Source organism: Nocardia sp. NPDC058480 (genome assembly GCF_042720495.1).
GTDB lineage: Bacteria > Actinomycetota > Actinomycetes > Mycobacteriales > Mycobacteriaceae > Nocardia.
In genome coordinates, this window is record NZ_JBHXMN010000003.1 from 116,212 (window position 1) to 136,500 (window position 20,289).

17 protein-coding genes are annotated in these 20,289 nt (G+C 66.8%); 2 read left to right on the plus strand and 15 right to left on the minus strand.

The window, feature by feature from the left end:
* Window positions 1–158: 158 nt before the first annotated feature.
* The 14 genes from ACFWO8_RS09400 to ACFWO8_RS09465 all read right to left on the minus strand — a co-directional run bounded on the left by ACFWO8_RS09400 (window position 159) and on the right by ACFWO8_RS09465 (window position 15,481).
* Window positions 159–1,160 (minus strand): alpha/beta hydrolase, encoded by a 1,002-nt coding sequence (locus ACFWO8_RS09400; protein WP_378946777.1) that lies wholly within the window; start codon window positions 1,158–1,160, stop codon window positions 159–161.
* Window positions 1,161–1,460: 300 nt separating this feature from the next.
* Window positions 1,461–2,522 carry an alpha/beta hydrolase gene (locus ACFWO8_RS09405; RefSeq protein ID WP_378946782.1) on the minus strand — a complete coding sequence of 354 codons (1,062 nt, stop codon included), beginning with the start codon at window positions 2,520–2,522 and terminating at the stop codon, window positions 1,461–1,463.
* Window positions 2,523–2,826: 304 nt separating this feature from the next.
* Window positions 2,827–3,897, minus strand: a complete 1,071-nt coding sequence (locus tag ACFWO8_RS09410) for an alpha/beta hydrolase (protein WP_378946785.1) — start codon at window positions 3,895–3,897, stop codon at window positions 2,827–2,829.
* A gap of 189 nt (window positions 3,898–4,086) precedes the next feature.
* A complete protein-coding gene (gene zomB, locus ACFWO8_RS09415) occupies window positions 4,087–5,982 on the minus strand; it encodes a flagellar motor control protein ZomB (protein ID WP_378948153.1) in 1,896 nt (631 codons plus the stop codon).
* 4 nt (window positions 5,983–5,986) lie between these two features.
* Window positions 5,987–6,919 carry a decaprenyl-phosphate phosphoribosyltransferase gene (locus ACFWO8_RS09420; protein ID WP_378946788.1) on the minus strand — a complete coding sequence of 311 codons (933 nt, stop codon included), beginning with the start codon at window positions 6,917–6,919 and terminating at the stop codon, window positions 5,987–5,989.
* Between the two features lie 26 nt (window positions 6,920–6,945).
* A complete protein-coding gene (locus tag ACFWO8_RS09425) occupies window positions 6,946–7,506 on the minus strand; it encodes a phosphatase PAP2 family protein (protein ID WP_378948156.1) in 561 nt (186 codons plus the stop codon).
* A 26-nt stretch (window positions 7,507–7,532) separates the two neighbouring features.
* Window positions 7,533–9,443: a glycosyltransferase gene (locus ACFWO8_RS09430; protein WP_378948160.1), complete on the minus strand. Its 1,911-nt coding sequence runs from the start codon at window positions 9,441–9,443 to the stop codon at window positions 7,533–7,535.
* A gap of 197 nt (window positions 9,444–9,640) precedes the next feature.
* Entirely contained in the window at window positions 9,641–10,834 is a 1,194-nt protein-coding gene (gene glf, locus ACFWO8_RS09435) for a UDP-galactopyranose mutase (protein WP_378948165.1), read from the minus strand.
* A gap of 208 nt (window positions 10,835–11,042) precedes the next feature.
* Window positions 11,043–11,696, minus strand: a complete 654-nt coding sequence (locus ACFWO8_RS09440; RefSeq protein ID WP_378946791.1) for a hypothetical protein — start codon at window positions 11,694–11,696, stop codon at window positions 11,043–11,045.
* 90 nt (window positions 11,697–11,786) lie between these two features.
* Window positions 11,787–12,332 (minus strand): hypothetical protein, encoded by a 546-nt coding sequence (locus ACFWO8_RS09445; RefSeq protein ID WP_378946794.1) that lies wholly within the window; start codon window positions 12,330–12,332, stop codon window positions 11,787–11,789.
* A gap of 63 nt (window positions 12,333–12,395) precedes the next feature.
* On the minus strand, window positions 12,396–12,806 hold the full coding sequence (locus tag ACFWO8_RS09450; protein ID WP_378946797.1) for a hypothetical protein: 411 nt from the start codon (window positions 12,804–12,806) through the stop codon (window positions 12,396–12,398).
* Between the two features lie 30 nt (window positions 12,807–12,836).
* Window positions 12,837–13,370 (minus strand): hypothetical protein, encoded by a 534-nt coding sequence (locus tag ACFWO8_RS09455; protein ID WP_378946800.1) that lies wholly within the window; start codon window positions 13,368–13,370, stop codon window positions 12,837–12,839.
* A gap of 146 nt (window positions 13,371–13,516) precedes the next feature.
* Window positions 13,517–14,275, minus strand: coding sequence for a MerR family transcriptional regulator (locus ACFWO8_RS09460; protein WP_378946803.1), 759 nt, complete (start codon window positions 14,273–14,275; stop codon window positions 13,517–13,519).
* A 192-nt stretch (window positions 14,276–14,467) separates the two neighbouring features.
* Window positions 14,468–15,481 carry a DMT family transporter gene (locus tag ACFWO8_RS09465; RefSeq protein ID WP_378946806.1) on the minus strand — a complete coding sequence of 338 codons (1,014 nt, stop codon included), beginning with the start codon at window positions 15,479–15,481 and terminating at the stop codon, window positions 14,468–14,470.
* A 103-nt stretch (window positions 15,482–15,584) separates the two neighbouring features.
* On the opposite strand from ACFWO8_RS09465, the gene ACFWO8_RS09470 reads away from it, so the two are divergent.
* A complete protein-coding gene (locus ACFWO8_RS09470; RefSeq protein ID WP_378946813.1) occupies window positions 15,585–16,085 on the plus strand; it encodes a MarR family winged helix-turn-helix transcriptional regulator in 501 nt (166 codons plus the stop codon).
* A gap of 37 nt (window positions 16,086–16,122) precedes the next feature.
* Here the strand turns inward: ACFWO8_RS09470 and ACFWO8_RS09475 are convergent, their stop codons facing one another.
* Window positions 16,123–17,601, minus strand: a complete 1,479-nt coding sequence (locus ACFWO8_RS09475; RefSeq protein WP_378946816.1) for a SpoIID/LytB domain-containing protein — start codon at window positions 17,599–17,601, stop codon at window positions 16,123–16,125.
* Window positions 17,602–17,818: 217 nt separating this feature from the next.
* Here ACFWO8_RS09475 and ACFWO8_RS09480 point away from each other — a divergent pair, with 217 nt between their 5' ends.
* Complete coding sequence (locus ACFWO8_RS09480; protein WP_378946821.1) at window positions 17,819–20,089, plus strand: N-acetylmuramoyl-L-alanine amidase; 2,271 nt, start codon at window positions 17,819–17,821, stop codon at window positions 20,087–20,089.
* Window positions 20,090–20,289: the final 200 nt, after the last annotated feature.

A 20,289-nucleotide genomic window follows, 5' to 3' on the forward strand; every position in this document is an offset into this window, starting at 1 on the left:
GACCCTCCATCATCCCGGAATGGGGACACAGCCTCACCGTCGGTTGTACCGCAACCGGCAGCGATAACTGGGGACGACACGCGAGGGGCGCGCACACCAAAAAGACCGGCCCACCCTGGGGGTGAGCCGGTCTTCGAGTTGTTGCTGAGCGGAAACTACTAGGCGCCCAGCGCATTCAGGATATGCGGACGCGCCTTCCACAGCTCGTCTTCCCAGTACTTCCACGAGTGGGTGCCGGGGGCACCGATGTCGTAGACGGCATTGATGCCGAGGGTGTTGAGACGACGCTGGAAGGCCATCGTGCTCACGAACGAGATGGCCTCGATGGCCATCGCATTGCCGGTGTTGTAGACACCGCCGAGGCCGGCCGGGTTGTCGTGCTTGGACGGCAGGCCGTTGGCCGAGGAGATGAACATCGGCAGGCCGCGCAGCTCGGGCGCGAACACCATCGGGTCCATCCGCAGCCACGCCGAGCTCCACGGAGCGGCCATGGCGTCGACGTTGAACCGGCCCGCGTCGAGCATCATCACGCGGATGGCCTCACGCATGCCGGGGGCGCCCCAGTTCAGCGGACCCGAGAGCGAGGACGCGTGCTTGAACTGATTGCGGTTCAGCGCGGCCAGGCGCAGCGCGGCCGGGCCCGACATCGACAGGCCGAGCACCGCGTTGTTGCTGCGGGAAACGCCGTAGCCCTCGAGGAAGGCCGGGAGCTCTTCGGTCAGGAAGGTCTCCCACTTGTACGTGGTCTTCTGGCCGTTGGTGTTGCTCGCGGCGGTCCAGTCGGCGTACCAGCTGGACTGGCCACCCACCGGCATCACCAGGGTGACGTTGTCGTTGCCGAACTGCTGCATCGCGTTGGTCTCGAACGACCAGGCGTTGCGGTCGTCCCGGGCACGAAGGCCGTCGAGCAGGTAGAGCGCGGCGTTGCCGCCGTTGCGCGCCCACTGAACCTGGACCTTCACCGGGCCCATCTTCGAGGGCACCATGAGTTCTTCGTAGCCACCGGCCGGTGCGCGCAGCGCGGGTGCCGACACCGGTGCGGCGAGCGCGGTCGGGGCCGCTCCCGCGGCGATCGGCAGCACAAGGGCTGCAGCGCCGACAGCTAGAATTCGATTACGCCAACCACGAGATGCCGGCGCGACGGCCTTGCCGAAACGCATGTGAATTCCGCTCTCTTTCTGCTGTTGTGGCGTGCCAGACGCGTCTGCCGCCCCCCGACACGGCCCCGACAGCCCGGTCGATCAGACGGATGAAACAACGATCTGGTCACACTTACGCTCGCTGGAGGATATTCCACCCACCAATTAACCGCAAGGCCAACAGAACTCGGCTGTGAAATACCCGTATGGGCGGCGTGTCGGTCTGGGCGGGTCGACCCCGGTAGACCTATGGGGCGAGGAGTTACCGGGAGAAAATAAACGCCCGGCGCACTTATGCGCCGGGCGTTTGTGGGAGATCGGCTAGCCGATGTTGTTCGACAAATCCGGGATCATCCGCAGGGCCTCGTCATTCCAGGTGTTCCAGGCGTGGATGCCGAAGGCCGGGAAAGAGTAGGTGACGTTGCGGGCGCCGAGTGTCGCCATCCGGACTTCGAACGCCTTGGTGTTGGCCAGCGCCAAAGCTTCCAGCGCCATCCCGTTGACGGTGGCCATGTTCGGGCCATCGGCACTGGTCGGCAACCCCGAGCCTGCCGCTATCCACAGCCGGGTGTTGTTGCCTACCAGGTTGGGGGCGAACACGAACGGGTCCATGTGGAACCACTGTGGGCCCCACGGCGGCGCCATGGCGTCCACGTTGTAGCCGCCAGCGTCGATCATCGCGAGCCGGATGGCCTCGCGCATGCCGGGGGCCGAGATGTTCAGGTAGCCCGAATACGCACCGGCGAAGGAGAACTGGTCCGGGTGGTAGGCGGCCAGCGTCAGCGCGGCCGAGCCGCCCATCGACAGCCCGAACACGCCATTACGGAAGCGGTTGAAGCCGAGCCGGTCGGCGAGTGCGTTGCGCAGGTCGCCGGTGAGGAACGATTCCCACTGGTATCGGTAGCTTTTTCCTGGCCCGCCGGACAGCGCGTTGCCCGCACCGGAACCCGAGGTCGGTGCACCGTTGGCAGGAATGCCGAAGAAATCGCTCGGTGCGTTCCAGTCGGCGTAGAAGCTGGACATGCCACCGACCGGCATCACCACATTGATATTGGCCGCGGCCAGCGCATTGGGGATATCGGTTTCGATCTCCCAGCCGTTGAGGTGCTCCGGTGCGCGCATACCGTCGAGGACGTAGACAACGCGGTCCAGGTTGCCGTTCGCGGCGCGTAGCACGCGCGATTTGATCGGGCCCATCCCGGAGTCGACCCAGAAGTCGAAGGCATTGCCGTTGAAGCCGGCCGAAGCGGGCGCGATCCCCCCGGTGACGGCCGTCGCGATCGGAACGAGCAGAGCCATGGATACGCCCGCGGCCCAACGCCTAGCCCAGGAACCAGGGGCTGCGGTCTTCACGGGCCCACGCTTGCGGCGCAGTGTTCGCATTCGACTAGACCTTTCTCGCAGACCGAACGCGCAAATACCGAGCTACGCAATCGGATCCCTCATCGGACGTCGAGAGAAACCAATCCAGGGCAAAACGGACGATTCAACCTCGACGCATGCTCACTGTGTATCAATCGGTGACGATGGGTGTACATGTTGCTGGAAAGTGACCCCGAGCACAACTCCTGGCGATCTGTCGCACATGATTCGTCACCGAGGATCTCTCGGATCGTGACGAAAAGACGAGAAAACCCGCCCGGTGCTGACGAGGCACCGAGCGGGTTTCAGGGTCTAGCGGGGTTTACTAGCCGATGTTCGCGGAAAGGTCCGGGATCATGCGGTTGACTTCGGTTTCCCAGTTGCGCCAGTTGTGCACGCCGGTGATCGGGAAGTCGAAGTGGGCGTTGCCGCCGCCGAGGGTGGCCATGCGGACCTGGAACGCGCGGCTGTTCACCATCGCGAGCAGCTCCAGCGGGACGCCCTGGACGATCTCCATCGGGTTGGACACATCGCCCGCACCGGGGATACCGCTGGCCGCGGAGACCCAGATGCGGGTGCCGTTGGCGACCAAGCGCGGAGCGAACACGAACGGGTCCATGTGGAACCACTGCTGGCCCCACGGCGGCGCCATCGCGTCGATGTTGAAGGCGCCGGCCGAGACCATCGCCACGCGCATGGCTTCACGCATACCGGGCGCCGAGATGTTCAGGTACCCGGAGAACGAGCCCGCGAAGCTGAACTGGTCGGGGTGGTAGGCGGCCAGCGTCAGCGCGGCGGAGCCACCCATCGACAGACCGAACACGCCGTTGTTGTTGGGGTTGAAGCCCAGACGGGCCGACAGCGCGTTGCGCAGGTGGCTCGTGAGGAAGGTTTCCCACTTGTAGGTGTTCTTCTTGCCTGCCACCTGGGTGGGCGCGACCGACGAACCGGTCATCGCCGAACCGGTCGCCGCCGAACCGGTGGAGCTACCACCCGAACCGGCGTCGAGGCCGAAGAAGCTGCTCGGTGCGTTCCAGTCGGCGTAGAAGCTGGACTGGCCGCCGACCGGCATCACGACGTTGATGTTGGCGTTCATCAGCGCGCGGGCGACATTGGTGTCTTTTTCCCAGCCGCTGAGGTCGTCGCCCGCACGCATACCGTCGAGCGCGTACACGACCCGATTGGTGTTGCCATCGGCCGCGCGGAAGATCCGCGACTTGATCGGGCCCATCTCCGAGTCGACCCAGAAGTCGAAAGCTGTGGGATCGAAGGCCGCCGTCGCGGTGCCGGTGGGACCAGCCACCGCCGCACCGATCGGCAGCACTACAGCCAGGGAGAGGAGCACCGATCGTTTGAGCCAGCCGGCTCCCCGGGCTCTGAGACGTCCGCCACGCATTCTGTTATGGGCCTTTCCTCGAGCGGTTCGCGCGGAACCGCGGTTGCAATGACCGCCGACTAGATACCGGCACACCAGTGCGCCGACGGGTCTCGTTCCTCAGTGACCATATCGCTACATCGATAGCCTGGCGTTACCGAAAAGTGATTTAGCGGCGAACGCCACTGTGAAAACCCAGGCCGAGGGGTTTCAGCGAGGCGGTTCCGGGAACGGGTCCACGAGTCCGCACCGCTGGATTTCGTACTTGGGCACCCGGTCGATGCGATATTTCGCGAACGACATGGCGTGACGAAGGTTGTGCTTGAAACGATCGAACGTCATCGGAGCGCGGGTGGAGATCATCAGCGCCTGCGTTTGCGGGCACGACATGGCCGTGCGGGCCTGGGTGACCCATTCCTCGTCCATGTACCAGGGCATCCATGGGTGGAGGTCGACCATGCCCGAGTCGGCGACCACCCAGTCCGGCAGCAGGCTCTTGTCGTGGCCGATGCGGCCGTCGGCGAGCCGGTCCGAATGCGCGGCCAGCGGGTAGGCCAGGCCCATCGGGTCGATCACTCGCACGTCGAGGGGCACATTCATGCTCGTCATGCCCAAGTTCAGGAAGTAGACCGTGTGCCCGGAGCCACCCTCTGGGATCGGCTGCGGGGGCGGGTCGAGGTACCAGAACGTGTAGGCGGGCGAGTTGAGCAGCAGGCCACCGTTGGGGTTGTCGGCAATGTCGTTGACCATGGCCCGCATGCGCGGGTAGTCGAGGTAGTCCTCGGCCAGGATCGGGTGGTCCTTGCCGGTGTTGAGCACGTAGTAGATGCGCTCGTCGACGATGCCGGAAGACCGGATCTTGGTGCCGGTCGTGATCGCCGTGGTGCTCGCCGCGTACAGCGACCAGCCCGCAGTGCCGAGCAACGCTGTCAACAGCAGAACAACGGACCAGTCGCTGTGTCGAAATCGCGTCGGGATCGGGACGACAGCCACCGGCAACAGCAGCAGGAACAGCTGGGTGAGCAGCATTCGCCCGTGCATGAAGTCGCCGCCCACGCGCACCGCGTACACGGTGAGCAGCAGGCCGCTGGCCAGCACCATCACGACCACCGCGCTCGGCGAACGCAGCCATGCCCGCACACCGGCCACCGTCAATCGCGGCAGCGCGAAGCCACGCGCGATCCCCGCGACCACACCCGCGATCAGCAGCACGAGCAGCGGAATCCACAGGTAGTACGGGCCGACCAGGTCCCACAGGTACGTGGCGCCCTGTCCCCACTTGGCGCCGCCCGCGTCCTTGGCGACCGCGGTGTTCGGGTAGGGCAGGCCGTAGTAGCCCATCCGCCAGATCTGGTACCCCACCGGCACGATCCCGGCGACGAACACGATCAGCGCGCGCAACACGATCGGGCCGAACCGGAACTGCGGCATCGGCGCGAGGAAGATCATGCCGAGCGCGAGCACGCCGATCAGCGCGGCCTCGGGGCGAACGAGCGGCGCGAGCCCGGCCAGGAAGACCAGACCCAACAGGCTCGGCACGCGAACGACAGCGGCCTGACTCCAGCGGATCATCAGCCACCACAGCAGCCCGACCCAGCAGATCACCAGACCGCTCTCCAGCCCGGAGGTCGCGTAATCCCGCGCGGGCGGCAGAGCGATGTACACCAGCACACCGGCCGGAATCAGCAGCTGACCACTGGTTCCACCCCACAGCCGCGCGGTGCCGAGCATCGCGAACACCACCGCGAGCACCGAAACCACCAGCGCCACCCCGAGCACCACGTACTCGAGGCGAGCCTGGGTGAGCCACGAGAAGAACCAGACCACGTAGGTCCACGCGGTGCTGGTGTTGGCCTCGACCCGCTCGTCGGCATTGAAGACCGGGCCGTTGCCCGCGAGCAGGTTGCGGATCGTGCGCAGCACGATCAGGCCGTCATCGGCGATCCAGCGCCGCTGCCACGCACCCACCGTGAACAGCACGGCGGTGAGTACCACCCCACCGACAAAGGTGGCGCGGGACAGAACCGGGAAACGCGCGTCGCTACGCGGCGACTCGTCGTCGCGTAGCTGCTCGTTTTCGATTGAATCCTGCTCCGCTACCAGCATCTCGTCAGGTGAGATAGACAGCGACACCTACCGCTCCGATCCAGGCAATAGCGAGGAACTGCAGGATGCGGTCCCCCAACGCGATCTCTTCGGGTTCACCGGCCCCGCCACCATCGACGTCGACCGCGTAACGCAGGATTGCGATGGTAAACGGCACCATCGAGATCGAGTACCACTGGGTGTCGCGCAACTCGGCCTGCTCGAACGCCCACAGGCCGTAGAAGATCACGACGGCGGTGGCCGCGAGGGTCCAGATGAAGCGCAGGTAGGTCGGCGTGTAGTACTCGAGTGACTTACGGATCTTCGCGCCGGTGTCCAGCGCGAGCGCCAGTTCCGCATAGCGCTTGCCCGCCGCCATGAACAGCGAACCGAACGCCATGACCAGCAGGAACCACTGCGACAGCGCGATCCCGGCGGCCGCGCCACCGGCGACGGCGCGCAGCAGGAAGCCCGAGGACACGATGCAGATATCGAGCACGGCCTGGTGCTTGAGGCCGAGGCAGTAGGCCAGCTGGATGCCGATGTAGATCGCCATCACCACGGCCAGATTCCAGGACGCCAGGAACGAACCGGCGATCGAGCCGATCAGCAGCACCGCCGACAGGGCGTAAGCCAGGTTGACAGGAACGACGCCCGCCGCGATCGGCCGGAACCGCTTGGTCGGGTGCGCCCGGTCGGCGTCGACGTCGAGTGAGTCGTTGACCAGGTAGATGCCGGAGGCCGCCATGCAGAACACGATGAACGCGATCGCGACATGCACGAGCACGCTCGCGTCGCTGACGGCTTCGGGCCCGACGGCGAGCGGTGCGGCGAGCACCAGGACGTTCTTCACCCACTGACGTGGGCGCATGGCCTTGATGACACCACCGAACAGCGTCTTCGGCGGGCCCTTCACAGCACCCTCGTCAAGGACGGTGGCGGACGGTTCTTCGCTCATCTGGGCCAAAGTTCTTTCGGTTGCGGTCACTGTCGGAGTCTCTTCTCGGCGGCTAGCACGGCAGCAGCCGACGCGGCCCCCAAAGCGGAACCGGCGATCACGTCGGAAGGGTAATGCACCCCGAGCACAACCCGGGACAGCAGCATCGGTGGGACGATCACCGCAGGCAAGGGTAGCCCGGTCAAGCGCCCGAGCAACACCGCCGCCGCCGTGGTGGAGGTGGCGTGCGAGGACGGGAAGCTCAACTTGCTCGGCGTCGACACGTTGACCTGCACCGACGGATCGTTGGGTCGCGGGCGCCGGACGATCCGCTTGATCACGATCGAGGCGGCGTGCGCACCCACCGCGCCCACCGCGACACCGGCCCACTGACGGCGGCGCGGCTTGTCGACCAGCCAGCCCGCGGCGGCGATGCCGACCCAGCCGAGCGCGTGCTCGCCGAAGTGCGACATGCCGCGCGCGGCGGAGACGACGGCCGGGCTGGTGCCGATGGTGCCCTGCACGGCGTTGAGGATCGCGACCTCGACCGGGACCTCTACGTAGTCGCCGCTGCAATCGCAGCCGCCGCAGCAGCCTTCCTCGGCCATTTCCACTTCGGGCAGTTCGGTGTTGGTCACTTCGCGGTTCCGTTCAAGCCGAAGGTCTTCTCCCACGCCGCCGTGCTGGTGAGCTCGGCGTGCGCGGCCCGGTAGCGCTGCTGCATCTCCGGGAAGCGGGCAGTGAGTTCCTTGCGCAGGCGCATCGCTTCCTTGAGCAGGTCGCGGGCCTGGCGCGGGTCACGCTTGCGGTAGACGACGCCGCGGCCGTCGGCGGTGGTCACGGTGACACCGTCGACCTGCGAGAGCAGATACCAGCGCGCGTCCAGCGTCGGCACATTGAGCTGCGGTGTCTCGTAGGCGGCTGGGTCGGCCTTGCGGAAGTTGTGCACCACACCCTTGGCCAGGCGCGCGACCTTCGCGATGGGGTTGCCCGGTTCGCCGACCGCGCCGACACCGTGGCGGTTGGCCAGCGGGAGTTCGGTGGACGAGGGCACGACCACAGCGTCCGGGAACTCCTTGCGCATGCCGTGGATCTTGCCCAGCGCGGAGGGGAGCAGGTCGAACAGACCCTCCGGGCCCGCCAGGAAGTCGCGGATCGCCTCGTTCTGGATGGCGACCGTCGAGTATTCAAGGCAGAGAAGGTGTTTCAGCGTTGCCTTGATCGTGTTGACGATCATCGGCTTGCCGTCGCCGGGCATGTGCAGGGAGGCGACAACGAGGCGGTTGCGCAGGTGGAAATAGGCCTGCCAGTCGATCGCGTCGTCCTTGTCGGACCAGGCCATATGCCAGACGGCCGCGCCCGGAAGGGTGATGGTCGGGTAGCCGGCATCGCGCGCGCGCAGGCCGTACTCGACGTCGTCCCACTTGAGGAACAGCGGCAGCGGCTGACCGAGCTCCTCGGCGACCTGACGCGGGATCACACAGGTCCACCAGCCGTTGAAGTCGACGTCGATGCGCCGGTGCAGCAGCTTGGAGTTGTCGCGGTCCTTGAGCGGGTACTTCGAGAAGTCGTGGTCGTATTCGACATTCGGCGCCGAGGACCACATGAAGATCGAGCGGTCGACGACCTCGCCCATGCTGTGCAGGTGCGAACGCTCCTGCAGGTTCAGCATCTGCCCGCCCACCAGCAGCGGCGACTTCGCGAACCGGGAGAACGCGAGGGCGCGCAGGATGGAGTCGGGCTCGATCTCGATGTCGTCGTCCATGTAGACGATGTACTCGGCGTCGGTCTTCAGCGCCTCGTACATGACGCGGCTGTACCCGCCGGACCCGCCGAGATTGGGCTGGTCGTGGATGCTCAGCCGGTCGCCCAGCGTCGCGGCGGCCTCGGTGAAACCGGGCTCGTCGACGACCTTGCGGTTGCCCTGATCAGCCACGATCACCGCGGCCACGTTGCCGAGCACCAGCGGGTCCGAACCCAGTGCGGCGAGGGTCTTGACCAGGTCGGTCGGCCGGTTGAAGGTGGGCATGCCGACCGCGATGGTGCCGGTGCCCGGCGCCTCCTGCGGGGCGTGCCAGCCACCGGACAGCAGCGTGACGGCCGTGTCGGTGGTGATGTCGAACCAGAGCCAGCCGCCGTCCTCGAACGGACCGAGATCGGCCTCGAACTCGACAACCACCGTCTCCGTCGCCGCGTCGACGCCCGCGCCGGCGAACTCCTTGCCCTGCACGTGGATTCGCGACCCGTCCGCCTTGGAGCGGTACATGTCGACCCGGCCGTGTCCGGCCAGTTCCAGCCGCAGCACCACCGAGTTCAGCACGCTCCAGCGACGCCAGTAGCTGGCGGGCAACGCGTTGAAGTAGGTGCAGAACGACACCTCCGACTCCGCGCCGATCGACAGTTCGGTCCGGCTGGTGGCGTGCGCGCGACGCGCGTTGGTCGTGGATTCCTCCAGGTAGAGGGTCCGCACGTCCAGCGGTTCGCCGGGACGCGGCAGAATGACCCGCTGCAGCAGCGACTTGGCCCGCGTCTCGGTGGGCACCACGGCCTTCGCGGGCGCGCTCGCGGCGCGGCGCTTCGGAGCGGTGGCAGGCTTGGTCGCGGGGGCCGCCGCGCGCTGCCCGTTCTCGCCGGACTTCCTGCGTGTTCGGGTGCTCTGTGCCGCGACCGGGGTCTGTTCGCTCACGCCGGGTTCCTGTTGACCGGCGCCGGCGCCGGGTGCAGCCTCCTGTCCCTGCCCGCTCACGCCTGGTCCACCAGGGTCGCGCCGGACTCGAGGTACGGACGCAGCACGTTGTCGAACATGCTCAGCGCCGAACCGATCGCCATGTGCATGTCCAGGTACTGGTAGGTGCCAAGGCGGCCGCCGAAGAGGACCTTCTTCTCCGCGGTCTCCTTCTTGGCGAGCTCGCGGTAGGCGAGCACCTTGGCACGGTCCTCGGGGGTGTTGATCGGGTAGTACGGCTCGTCGCCGGTCTTCGCGGAACGGGAGAACTCGCGCATGATGACCGTCTTGTCGGTCGGGTAGTCGCGCTCGGGGTGGAAGTGGCGCGGCTCGATGATGCGGGTGTACGGCGCGTCGGCGTCGTTGTAGTTCATCACCGAGGTGCCCTGGAAGTCGCCGGTCTCGAGCACTTCGGTCTCGAAATCGATGGTGCGCCAGCCCAACTCGCCTTCGGTGTAGTCGAAGTAGTGGTCCAGCGGGCCGGTGTAGACGATCGGGGCTTCCGGGTTCGCGGCGACGAGCTCGTCACGCACGTCGAACCAGTCGGTGTTCACCCTGGTCTCGATGAGGTCGGAAGCGGCCATGTTCTCCAGCCACTTCGTGTAGCCCTCCTTGGGAAGGCCCTCGTAGGTGTCGTTGAAGTAGCGGTTGTCGAAGGTGTAGCGCACCGGCAGGCGGGTGATGTTGCCCGCGGGCAGTTCCTTGGGGTCGGTCTGCCACTGCTTGGCGGTGTAGTCGCGCACGAACGCCTCGTAGAGCGGGCGGCCGATCAGCGAGATCGCCTTCTCCTCGAGGTTCTGCGCGTCGGCGGTCTGCACCTCGGCGGCCTGCTCGGCGATCAACGCCTTGGCCTCTTCCGGGCTGAAGTAGCGGCCGAAGAACTGCGAGATCAACCCGAGCCCCATCGGGAACTGGTACGCCTGCCCCTTGTGCAGCGCGAACACCCGGTGCTGATAGTTGGTGAACTCGGTGAACTGGGTGACGTAATCCCAGACCTTCTTATTCGACGTGTGGAACAGGTGCGCGCCGTACTTGTGGATCTCGATACCGGTTTCCGGTTCGGGCTCGGAGTAGGCGTTGCCACCCAGGTGGTAGCGGCGGTCGATCACCAACACCCGTTTGCCCAGCACGTTCGCTGCACGCTCGGCGACGGTCAGCCCGAAGAAACCGGAGCCGACCACGATCAGGTCGTACTGGTTTGCCGGGGCCATGGAATCTGCGTTGACGGAGTTACCCGAGGGCGATGCGGCGGTCACGGGTGCCCAGCGTATCGGAAGACCACCGTTTGTCCCGGCGGAGTCTCCAACCACGCCCTGACCAGGTCCGATCCATCACCCAGGAAAGGGACCGGGCCCCGAGGCCACCATGCGCCGCCCGTCCGGCTCGAATCCAGCGCCCGGCGGCTGGTGCCGCCGTCAGTCAGTACTGCGGGTATTGCTGATAGCCACCCGGCCGACCGGCACGGATCCAGCGGCCCGTGGACGGGGCGGCGGCCAGGACCAGGATCAGGAAGGGGAGCAAGCTGGTGATGATGCCGCCGATCAGGGTGACCTCCGGCTCTTCCGAGCCGCTCGAGACAGCCGCCACGATCGATATCGCACTGAAGATCAGGGCGATCGTGGACAGCAGGATGAGGATCACCCGGCCTGCTGTCTTACGGCGGAACAGCAGAATCGAGCCGAGCAACCACAGCAGGCCAACCGCGGCTCCGATCAGCAGGCTGACGGTCGCCGCGATTCGAACCTCGCTCCCGGCAGCGGGCCCGTTTTCCTCGCCGAGCAGGACCGCCGCGGCGATGCCGAGGCCGCCCAGCGCAACCAATGACAGGAGCAGCGAGATCACCGCGGCGGTGATCGCCGTACCGCCGCCAGCTCGCGGCTCACCGTAGCCGGGCGCGTACGGATAGGGCGCCGCACCGTAAGCCGGTGCGCCGTAAGCATTTTGGACGGGCGCGCCGTAGGGCTGCGCGTAGCCCGGCTGGCCGCCGTATGGGTCGGGTGCGTAGCCGGGTTGCGCATAGCCCTGTCCCGCGTACGGGTCTTGGCCCTGTTGTGGGCCGTACGGATACCCCATGGTGTTCCCCCTCTGGCGAGCTGTACCTGTAGCCGCTATCTCGTGTCCCGGCCTCGCAGCACCTTCCGCGGTAATGCTGACCTGCTGAAACTATACGTTCGGTCCGACAACGTCTTCCGGTCGAGCGAGGGTGTGGGCCGCCGTCAACGGCAGGGCCGCGGCCAGCAACACGAGCCCACCGAACACCGCGCCCGAAAGTGCCGCCGCCCAACTGTGGTTCACGATCGCCGTTACCGCGCCGGGTACCCCACCGAGACCGGTCAGAATCGACCGGACAACGGGTTCATCGGCGAACCAGTGGATCCCGTACCCGGAGTCGTAGTTCACGAGCGAGGCGAGCAGGCCGAATATTCCGAGGACGAGCTGAGTGCCCGCGGCGACAATGATCACCCATCGCCCGGCCTCGTCCCGGCGCGCCAAAAGCACGCCACCGTAGCTGAAGGCGAACACCGACACCAGCGCGCCGAGCGTGGCGAACAGCGTCAGCGAATCGTCGAGCTCGCCCGGTTCGCTCAGAAACGACCGCACGAGAACCACGGCCCCCACCAGGTTCGCCACCGCGGCGATCCCCGCGAGGCACACGGCCACCATCGCCGCCACCTCACCGCTCTTCGACTTCGTCTCCAGCACGACCATCCCCCGACCGTATCCCGAACCGCCCTGATGAGCGCAGCGGCACAGCGTTCCAGCGCTGTACGCCTAGCGCGTAGTGGTCCAGCGCCGCGTCGGCTCGCTCAGACTGAGCGCGAGGATCACCACATTGACCACCAGCCAGAAATCCAGCGGTCCGAACCGCCATCCGTGACTTGCCCCGTTGAGCACGATGACCAGCAAGGTCGCCCCAGCCATCACCGCCGCCATGGTGAGCAGCACCCGTCTGCCGAGCATCCGCCGCCGCAACAACAGCACCGCCCCGAGCAGATACACCACCCCGAGCCCACCGACGATCCCCGAGCCCACGTCATCGAGGTCGATCTCGCGCCCAACCAGGCGCAACACCGAGGTCGCCGTACCGACGAAGATTCCCGCCGCGCCGACCAGCACCCCGAGCCAGCCCGCGATCAGCGCGGTCACCGCCCGCGTTGGCCGCTCGGGCCGCACCTGTTCCACCACTGCCCCCGCTACTTGTCGACGTCGCCGTCAGTTATACGGCGGAACCGGCGGGCGCGGGGTGTTCAACGGTGCGAGCTGGGCGTTCTTCCCGGAATCAAACCAGCGCTGACTCGATGGGAGCAGCGCCGCGATCAGCACACCGCACGGAAGCAGCGAGTACACGAGGAATCCCGCTAGTTCACCGGTGCTGTCGGACAGCGCACCTCCGCCCCAGAGCGCGAAGACCGCGAGCCCACTACCGATGATCACCATGGTCAGTCCGCGTGAACGCCGCGCGAGCACCAGCACTCCACCCAACCCGAGCAGCACCGCGAGCACCGCCCCGACCACAAGGTCGATTTGATGCTCCAGTATCTGGAGATTCCATTCGACTGGTTGTTCCGGCTGTTTCCAACGCGTGGATGTAGCGCGCAGAGCCGAGAGTGCCACCGCGGCTCGGCCCAGTCCGAACAGTCCGATCAGGACGGCCCCGACGCCGAGGAGCACAACAGCGATGGGCGGGCTCCACACCGATTCGGTCTTCGGCGGCACATGACCTTGCGGCCTTTGCTCGTAATTCATCGCTCCCCCTTGCGACCTCATGCATCACATCATTCGTGTCGGTCGTCGGCAGCCTAGTGCCATCGAATACAACCGCGCCCGGGCGCTGGCTGCCCGAGCACGGTTGTCCTCTCTCGCTATTCGGCCGTCGCGCGGCCACCAACCTCTCAGGCGGGATGGGCTGCGACGTAAGCCCGGAAGGCTTCGAGGATGTACTCGGCGGTTCCGTCACCGTGCACGTCGTAGTTCTTCCGGAAACGTGGGTCGGCGACGTACATCTCGCCGAGTCCGAGCAGGTACTCGCTGGTCACCGGCTTGCCCTGCGTCCCGCCGCTGATCCAGTCGCGGTGCCGGACGACAATTGCTTGCGCAACATCACTATCCGCGGGCAGTCCTGCGGCGCGGGCCTTCCCGTAGTCGGCGGCGATGTCGAGATGCGCCTGGAAAAAGGCATGCTTGTCGGTTTCGGTCATCGAGCGCCACCAGCGATCACCGCTCTCGTAGGCCTCCTTGCCCCAGCGCTCGGTGACTTCGTCCTTGTACTCGGTGTGGTCGAAACCGTCGAAAACCTCTGCGGCCATGAGCGGTTCACCTCTTTCAGTCTTGTGCAAAGTGGTCGACACCGACTCGATCTGCCGCGCCACCCGATCCTGCTGCTGGCGAAGCAGTTCCAGGTGGGTCCGCAGCGCACCGGCGGTGTCCTGTTCACCGGCGAGAACTTCGGCGATCACGGGAAGGCCGAGGCCGAGTTCGCGCAGCAGCAGAATTCGCTGCAGTCGAACGAGAGAGGTCTGGTCGTAATAGCGATAGCCGTTGGCCCCGATCCGGCTCGGCTCCAACAGCCCGAGCTGCCCGTAGTGGCGCAACGTACGACTGGTGGTTCCCGCGGCCTTCGCGAGGTCCTGGATGGACCATTCACCCACCATGACCTGCTCCTTTTCTCGTCGGTACCTCCACTCTGCAAGTTGACGCTACGTCAATGTCAAGACGCGAACCCGAATTCGACCTCCACCGTGTCGCGCTCGGTGTACATCCGCCACAGCCGCGCACCCCCTGCCGATTCCGGCCCTCACCGAGGACCACTGATGCAGGCGATGCGCGGCTGACCGGTCAGCGAATCAGACTCGGTTCGTTGCCGAAACCAATTCCGGCGCACCCGAATTCATCTTCGACTCGGCGTCACTGTGCCGTTCGACTGAATTGGATCCGGCATTGACGGGCGACGCTTGTTCTCCTGCAACCGGTTCGGAACCATCGACCGGCTTGGTCGGCAGCTGCCCGAAGACGGTAGCCGCGAGAGCGACGCCGAGGCCGATGATCTGCGGAGCGGTCAGCGCCTGACCCAACGCGATCCAGCCGATCACCGCGGCCGACACCGGGCTGAGCAGGCCGAGGAAGGCGACCGAAGTCGCTGGTACGCGCGAGATTCCGCGAAACCACAGCCAGTAGGCCAGCGCGGTGCCGATGACGCCGAGGTACAGGTACCCGCCGATGGCCTGTCCGTCGAGCGCGGGCGGCGCACCTTCGATCAGCAGGGCCAGGGGCGCGATGAACAGCCCACCCGCGGTGAGCTGCCAGCCGGTCATCGCCAGCGGGCCGACACCATCGGGGCGTCCCCATTTCTTGGTGAGCACGGTTCCCGCCGCCATCGAGGCCGCACCGGCGAGACCGGCGACCACGCCGATCAGATCGAGTTCGGCGGTGCCGCGGAGCACGACCAGCGAGACACCGAACACGCCGACAACACCCGCGATCACCTTTCGCCTGGTCGGCACTTCGGCCAGCAGCACCGCCGCGAACCCGAGCGCGAACATCGGCGCGATCGCACCGAGCACCCCGGCGACACCACCCGGCAGCCGGTACGCGGCCAGGAACAACAGCGGGAAGAACGCGCCGATATTGAGCACGCCAAGCACCGCGGTCCGGCCCAGCCATTGGCCGTGCGGCAGCACCCTGGTCAGCGCGATCAGCACCAATCCGGCGGGGAGCGCGCGCATGAGCGCGGTGAACAGCGGCCGGTCAGGGGGCAGGAGTTCCGTGGTCACCGCGTAGGTCGAGCCCCACACGATCGGGGTGAGAGCGGTGAGCGCGAGGGTGCCCACGTAGCCGGTGGAGCGGGTTGTGGTCGTCATGTTCACTCCTGATTGATAATCTCAACATTGAAATATCTACCCGCAGAGATATCTCCGCGTCAAGTAGATGAACGTTAAGAGTTTCAACCGAGAGGGAGAAGAGATGCGCGACGCGGTCGATCTGATCACCGAGCACTGGAACATCGAGCGCCCGGATGTCGACGTATCACCGATGGCGATCGTCGGCCGGATCACCCGGCTCGCGCGCGTTCTCGAGCAGGATCTGAAGCGCTTCTTCGCAGGTCACGACCTGGAATTCTGGGAGTTCGACGTGCTGGCGACGCTGCGTCGTTCCGGCGGCGAGACCGGCCTCACCGCGGGTGCGCTCAACCGTGCCGCGATGGTCACCTCGGGCGCCATCACCAACCGCATCGACCGCCTAGCCGCGAAGAACCTGGTTCGGCGCGTCCCCTCCCCCGACGATCGCCGTTCAGTCTTCGTGCAGCTCACCGCCGAGGGCCGCGAACTCGTCGACCGGCTGCTGCCGCTCCACATGGCCAACGAGCAGCGCTTGCTCGCCTCGCTCGGCGGCACGGACCGCGAGCAGCTCGCCGACCTGCTGCGCACCCTGGCTATCGGGTTGGATGACACGAAGCTCGACTGAAGGATCCGGCGTAATCGTGCAATCGGCCTGTTTCCAGTCACTCGCCGTCGTGCACGCCAGGTACTGCGCCGGGGTTCACCGGGCCGTACTCGGCGTGCGCGCCGGGCGTCGCGGCGGGATTCACCGGCCCGTGGACGGGTTCGCCCCTGACCTCGGCATCCGAGGGAATCTGCAAACCATGCGGACCTCCAGGCGAAACAGCCTGGGGAACACTGCCTTCCGGCGTCTTCAGCTTGGGTCGACCCGATGCCGTCGCAGGCAACTGATCACCCGCATCCGGAACGAGCTGCAGCAGCGTGGAGAAGTCGACGACCTGCGCGCCGAGCGTCTGCGTCGCGACGATCACACCGTTCGTGTACATCCGGTACGTGCCCGCCCGTTGCGGCAGCAGCATTTCCGGGCCGATCGGCTCGCCCACCGCGCTACTCGCACCGCCGATGCGCCGGTACTCGGTGTCGATCACCGACTCACCCGCCAGCGCCTCGATGGTCAGATCCGGCTGCACCGGTGCGGCGGGAACCACTGGGGCCGGGGCGGATTCGACGAGTTCGCTGGGCGCCGGGCCGACCGCGAAGGTCTCGATATCGGCGGGCCTACCGCCATCCGGAGCAGCCGAGTATTCCGAACGCAGAATCTGCCCGTCACGCAACAACACCGTGCCCGTGGTGGCGGCGACGGCCTCGGTACTGCGCGAATCCTCTTTCACCGTACCGGGATACGCCTGGCAGTCGGTGGTATCGCAGGTCTGCGCGTAGTCGTACCGGCTTTCGGCGAGAGCATAGGAACGGGCCGCGATCGCTTGTGCGCGTAGGGCTTCGAAGGCGCCCTGGTCGGCCCAGTTGGCCTGCATTTCCGCGGGCAGGACACCGGCGAGATAGTCGTCGAGGTCCACCTGGTTGACGGTGCGATAGGACTCGCCTTCGAGCGCCACGCCGAGCGCGCCGCGATAGGCGGTGCCCCCGCAGAGGGTCAGGTGTTCCTCGGCAGGCCTGCCCGCACCGGGGCCGACCGGATAGACGAACGGATCGTCGGTCGAGGCCTGCCACAACACTTCTCCGTCGCAGCCCGCGGTCACGACCACATTCGCCCCGCCGTCGGGCAGCGGTGTGAGATGGGCGGCGTCGCCGGGGCCGATCGTGCGGCCCGCGACCTGCGCGCCGGCGGCGGCGAAGGTATCGAGGGTGGCGTCGTCCTGGGCCTGGAGCCGGACACCGATCGTTGTCGGCCCGATTTGCCCGAGATCTGCGCCGGGGTAGTAGTGACCGAGAATCTCCTCGGCCGACCAGCCCGCCCGCGCGTTGTCGAAGGCACCGACCTGGCTCATGCCGCGACCGTGTCCCGCGCCGACGGTCGGGGTGATCTGGCCCGGCAGGATCTGCCACAGGCCGATCGCACCGGTCAAGGCCAGCACGGTGCCGCTGACCAGCACCGGCAGCGGCACGGTCCAGATGACCGGCACAACCCGGCGACGGGTGCCACGGCCGCTACTGCGGGCGATCAAGGTGTCCGCTCTCATACTGCGCTCCCACGGTTTCGCGGTTCGACCGGCGGAGCTCGCGTCGGCATGTCGTCGTCGCCGAGCGGGATCCGAGGGCTACATTCGAGCAATCACATAATCCTCAAGTTGAGGTTGAGATGTGTGACGTATGTTAACTAGTGTGATGCGTGAGGTTAGAGGAAGCAAGCATCACATGCGCGGAAAAACACGAGCTCGACCCTGATAGGAGTCGCACGTGCGATACCGAAAGCCGAAACGTTCCTACGTGCTCCCGGTGGTCACCACCCTCGTTGTCGCCGCACCGGTCGGCGCGTTCGCTCTCAGCGACTCGACCGACTACCGCAGCGCCAACGATTCCCAGGTCACGGCCGTGCCGACGCAGCTGGCCGAGGTCGCGCTGACCTCGGTTCCCGACATCACGGTCCCGCTGCGTGACCTGACCGGTCTCGACCTCCCCGATCTGCACCTCTCGGACCTGCGCATGTTGGGCCTGCCTGCCTCGATCCCGATCCCCCCGGGATTGCCGGTACCCCCGGGCGTGGCGCTGCCCGCCGAGATCCAGCTGCCGCAACTGCCGACGAAGCCGCAGCCGACCCCGACGCAGCAGGCCACACCGGGCGCCGCGACACCTGGCGCCCCCGGGGCCGCCGCCCCGCCCGCGCGCCCACCGGTCCCGAGCACGACGGTCCCCACCGCGCCCCCGGCTCCCCCGGCCCCTGAGGCGCCCGCGACTCCCGCGCCCACAGCCCAGCCACCCGCCGCGGCCGCACCTCCCACCGGCGCCCCGGTCTCCCAAAGCCGGTCCGCCGGCGCGAAATTCATCGCTGACCCGGAGAACCTCGAACCCGGCACCACCCCCGACACCCCCGCCCTCTCTCCGGGCGCGGTCGGCCCCGACGTCATCGACCAGGTGGGCGCGCAGGTCAAGGAACTCACCCAGGACACCCCGTTCAGCATGGTCGCCATCACCGCTCGCGACCTGGCGAACACCACAACCAAACTCCGTGCCCGCCAGCTCGACGGCAACTGGGGCCCCTGGTACGACGCCGATCCACTCGACACCAGGGCCACCGATCACACCCCCGCGGGCGCACCGACCGGCACCGAACCGATCTACGTCGGCGAGACCACCGCGGTGCAGATGCTGGTCACCCGCAAGCCAACCGCGGGCCCCGACCACGACCCGGCGCACCTCACCGAGGCCGCGCTCAAGGCCATCCTGATCAATCCGGGCCGGGCCGCGATCGATGCCGCGCTCACTGACGTGGCCGCGGCGCTGCCCGGTGGCGGACCGAAGGTCATCACCCGCGCGCAGTGGGGTGCCGACGAATCGATCCGCTGCCAGGAACCCACCTATGACGACGGCCTCGGCGGCATCACCGTGCATCACACGGCCGGTCGAAACGACTACAGCCGCTCCGAATCGGCGGGCATCGTCCGCGCGATCTACGCCTATCACGCCGAAACGCTCGGTTGGTGCGATGTCGGCTACAACGCCTTGGTCGACCAGTACGGCCAGATTTTCGAGGGCCGCTACGGCGGCCTCGACCGGGCGGTTCAGGGCGCGCACGCGGGCGGTTTCAACGAGAACACTGCCGGTGTGGCGCTGATGGGCAACTACGAGACGGAGGAGCCGAGCAACGAGGCGATCAACGCGATCGGCAAGTTCATCGGCTGGCGGTCCAAGCTCGCCGGGATCAATCCCAAGGGCACGACCACGATGTACTCCGAGGGCACCGAGTTCACCCCGTACGCCTACGACGAAGCGGTCGACCTGCCGGTGGTGTTCGCGCACCGCGATGTCGGCAACACCGACTGCCCCGGCGATGCCGCCTACGCGCTGATGGACCGCATCCGCGGGATCGCGGCGGGTAACTCCAACACCTACACCTCGCCCCCGACGGTGAATCGTCCGCCGAGTCAGCAGGCCCGCGCGCCGCAGGGCAATATGGCCGAACTCGGCGCGATGGTCGACAAGTTCCTGGGCTTGGCCGGCGACAACGCGATCGCCAAACACTGGGTCGCCAAAGGCGGGGTCGACGGGCCGCTCGGCGCGCCGCAGTCGGACCTGATCTCGGGCGCGCAGGGCCGTCAGTACGCGAAGTTCGCCAACGGTTTCGTCTATTCGGGCGAGGGCGGTGAGGTGTTCGAGGTGATCGGCACGATTCTCGACCGCTATCTGAGCCTGGGCGCCGACTCGGGCGTGCTCGGCCTGCCGACCACGGGCTCGTACCTGGTCCCGAACGGTTCGCGCACCGATTTCGAGCACGGTTCACTGGTGCTCAACGAGCTCACGGGCATCGTCACGACGTTCTGGAAGACCTACGACGAGACCTACAAGCAGGAAATGAACGGACAGCCGAAGCCTGGCCAGACGCAGACCGCACCGACGCTCGGGCTCGCGATTCCGGCCGACCCGACGGCACAGCCGATCCCTGCCGGACCGGTCCCCGTCGAACAGGCCCCGGCCGACCCGCCGGTCCCCGAACCCGCCCCGACCGGCTAACCCCCGGTCACGGCGAAGAACAGCCGGTGTACCTCCGAGCGAGGGCACCGGCTGTTTTATTTGCGTGACATGCGAGGTTTACCGGGCCCCGGGCGGTTGACCTTGCTGCTCAGGTAAAACCGGGCCCGGGGCGGTAGACCTTGCTGTGTTTATTGGAGCGCTGACGCGCTCGAGTCGGGGCCCTTCGGGCCCCCGATCTT

Coding starts and splice junctions, on each gene's coding strand:
- ACFWO8_RS09400 (WP_378946777.1), bottom strand. CDS start 1,160: ATGCGTTTCGGCAAGGCCGTCGCGCCGGCATCTCGTGGTTGGCGTAAT.
- ACFWO8_RS09405 (WP_378946782.1), bottom strand. CDS start 2,522: ATGCGAACACTGCGCCGCAAGCGTGGGCCCGTGAAGACCGCAGCCCCT.
- ACFWO8_RS09410 (WP_378946785.1), bottom strand. CDS start 3,897: ATGCGTGGCGGACGTCTCAGAGCCCGGGGAGCCGGCTGGCTCAAACGA.
- zomB (WP_378948153.1), bottom strand. CDS start 5,982: ATGCTGGTAGCGGAGCAGGATTCAATCGAAAACGAGCAGCTACGCGAC.
- ACFWO8_RS09420 (WP_378946788.1), bottom strand. CDS start 6,919: ATGAGCGAAGAACCGTCCGCCACCGTCCTTGACGAGGGTGCTGTGAAG.
- ACFWO8_RS09425 (WP_378948156.1), bottom strand. CDS start 7,506: ATGGCCGAGGAAGGCTGCTGCGGCGGCTGCGATTGCAGCGGCGACTAC.
- glf (WP_378948165.1), bottom strand. CDS start 10,834: ATGGCCCCGGCAAACCAGTACGACCTGATCGTGGTCGGCTCCGGTTTC.
- ACFWO8_RS09440 (WP_378946791.1), bottom strand. CDS start 11,696: ATGGGGTATCCGTACGGCCCACAACAGGGCCAAGACCCGTACGCGGGA.
- ACFWO8_RS09445 (WP_378946794.1), bottom strand. CDS start 12,332: ATGGTCGTGCTGGAGACGAAGTCGAAGAGCGGTGAGGTGGCGGCGATG.
- ACFWO8_RS09455 (WP_378946800.1), bottom strand. CDS start 13,370: ATGAATTACGAGCAAAGGCCGCAAGGTCATGTGCCGCCGAAGACCGAA.
- ACFWO8_RS09460 (WP_378946803.1), bottom strand. CDS start 14,275: ATGGTGGGTGAATGGTCCATCCAGGACCTCGCGAAGGCCGCGGGAACC.
- ACFWO8_RS09465 (WP_378946806.1), bottom strand. CDS start 15,481: ATGACGACCACAACCCGCTCCACCGGCTACGTGGGCACCCTCGCGCTC.
- ACFWO8_RS09470 (WP_378946813.1), top strand. CDS start 15,585: ATGCGCGACGCGGTCGATCTGATCACCGAGCACTGGAACATCGAGCGC.
- ACFWO8_RS09475 (WP_378946816.1), bottom strand. CDS start 17,601: ATGAGAGCGGACACCTTGATCGCCCGCAGTAGCGGCCGTGGCACCCGT.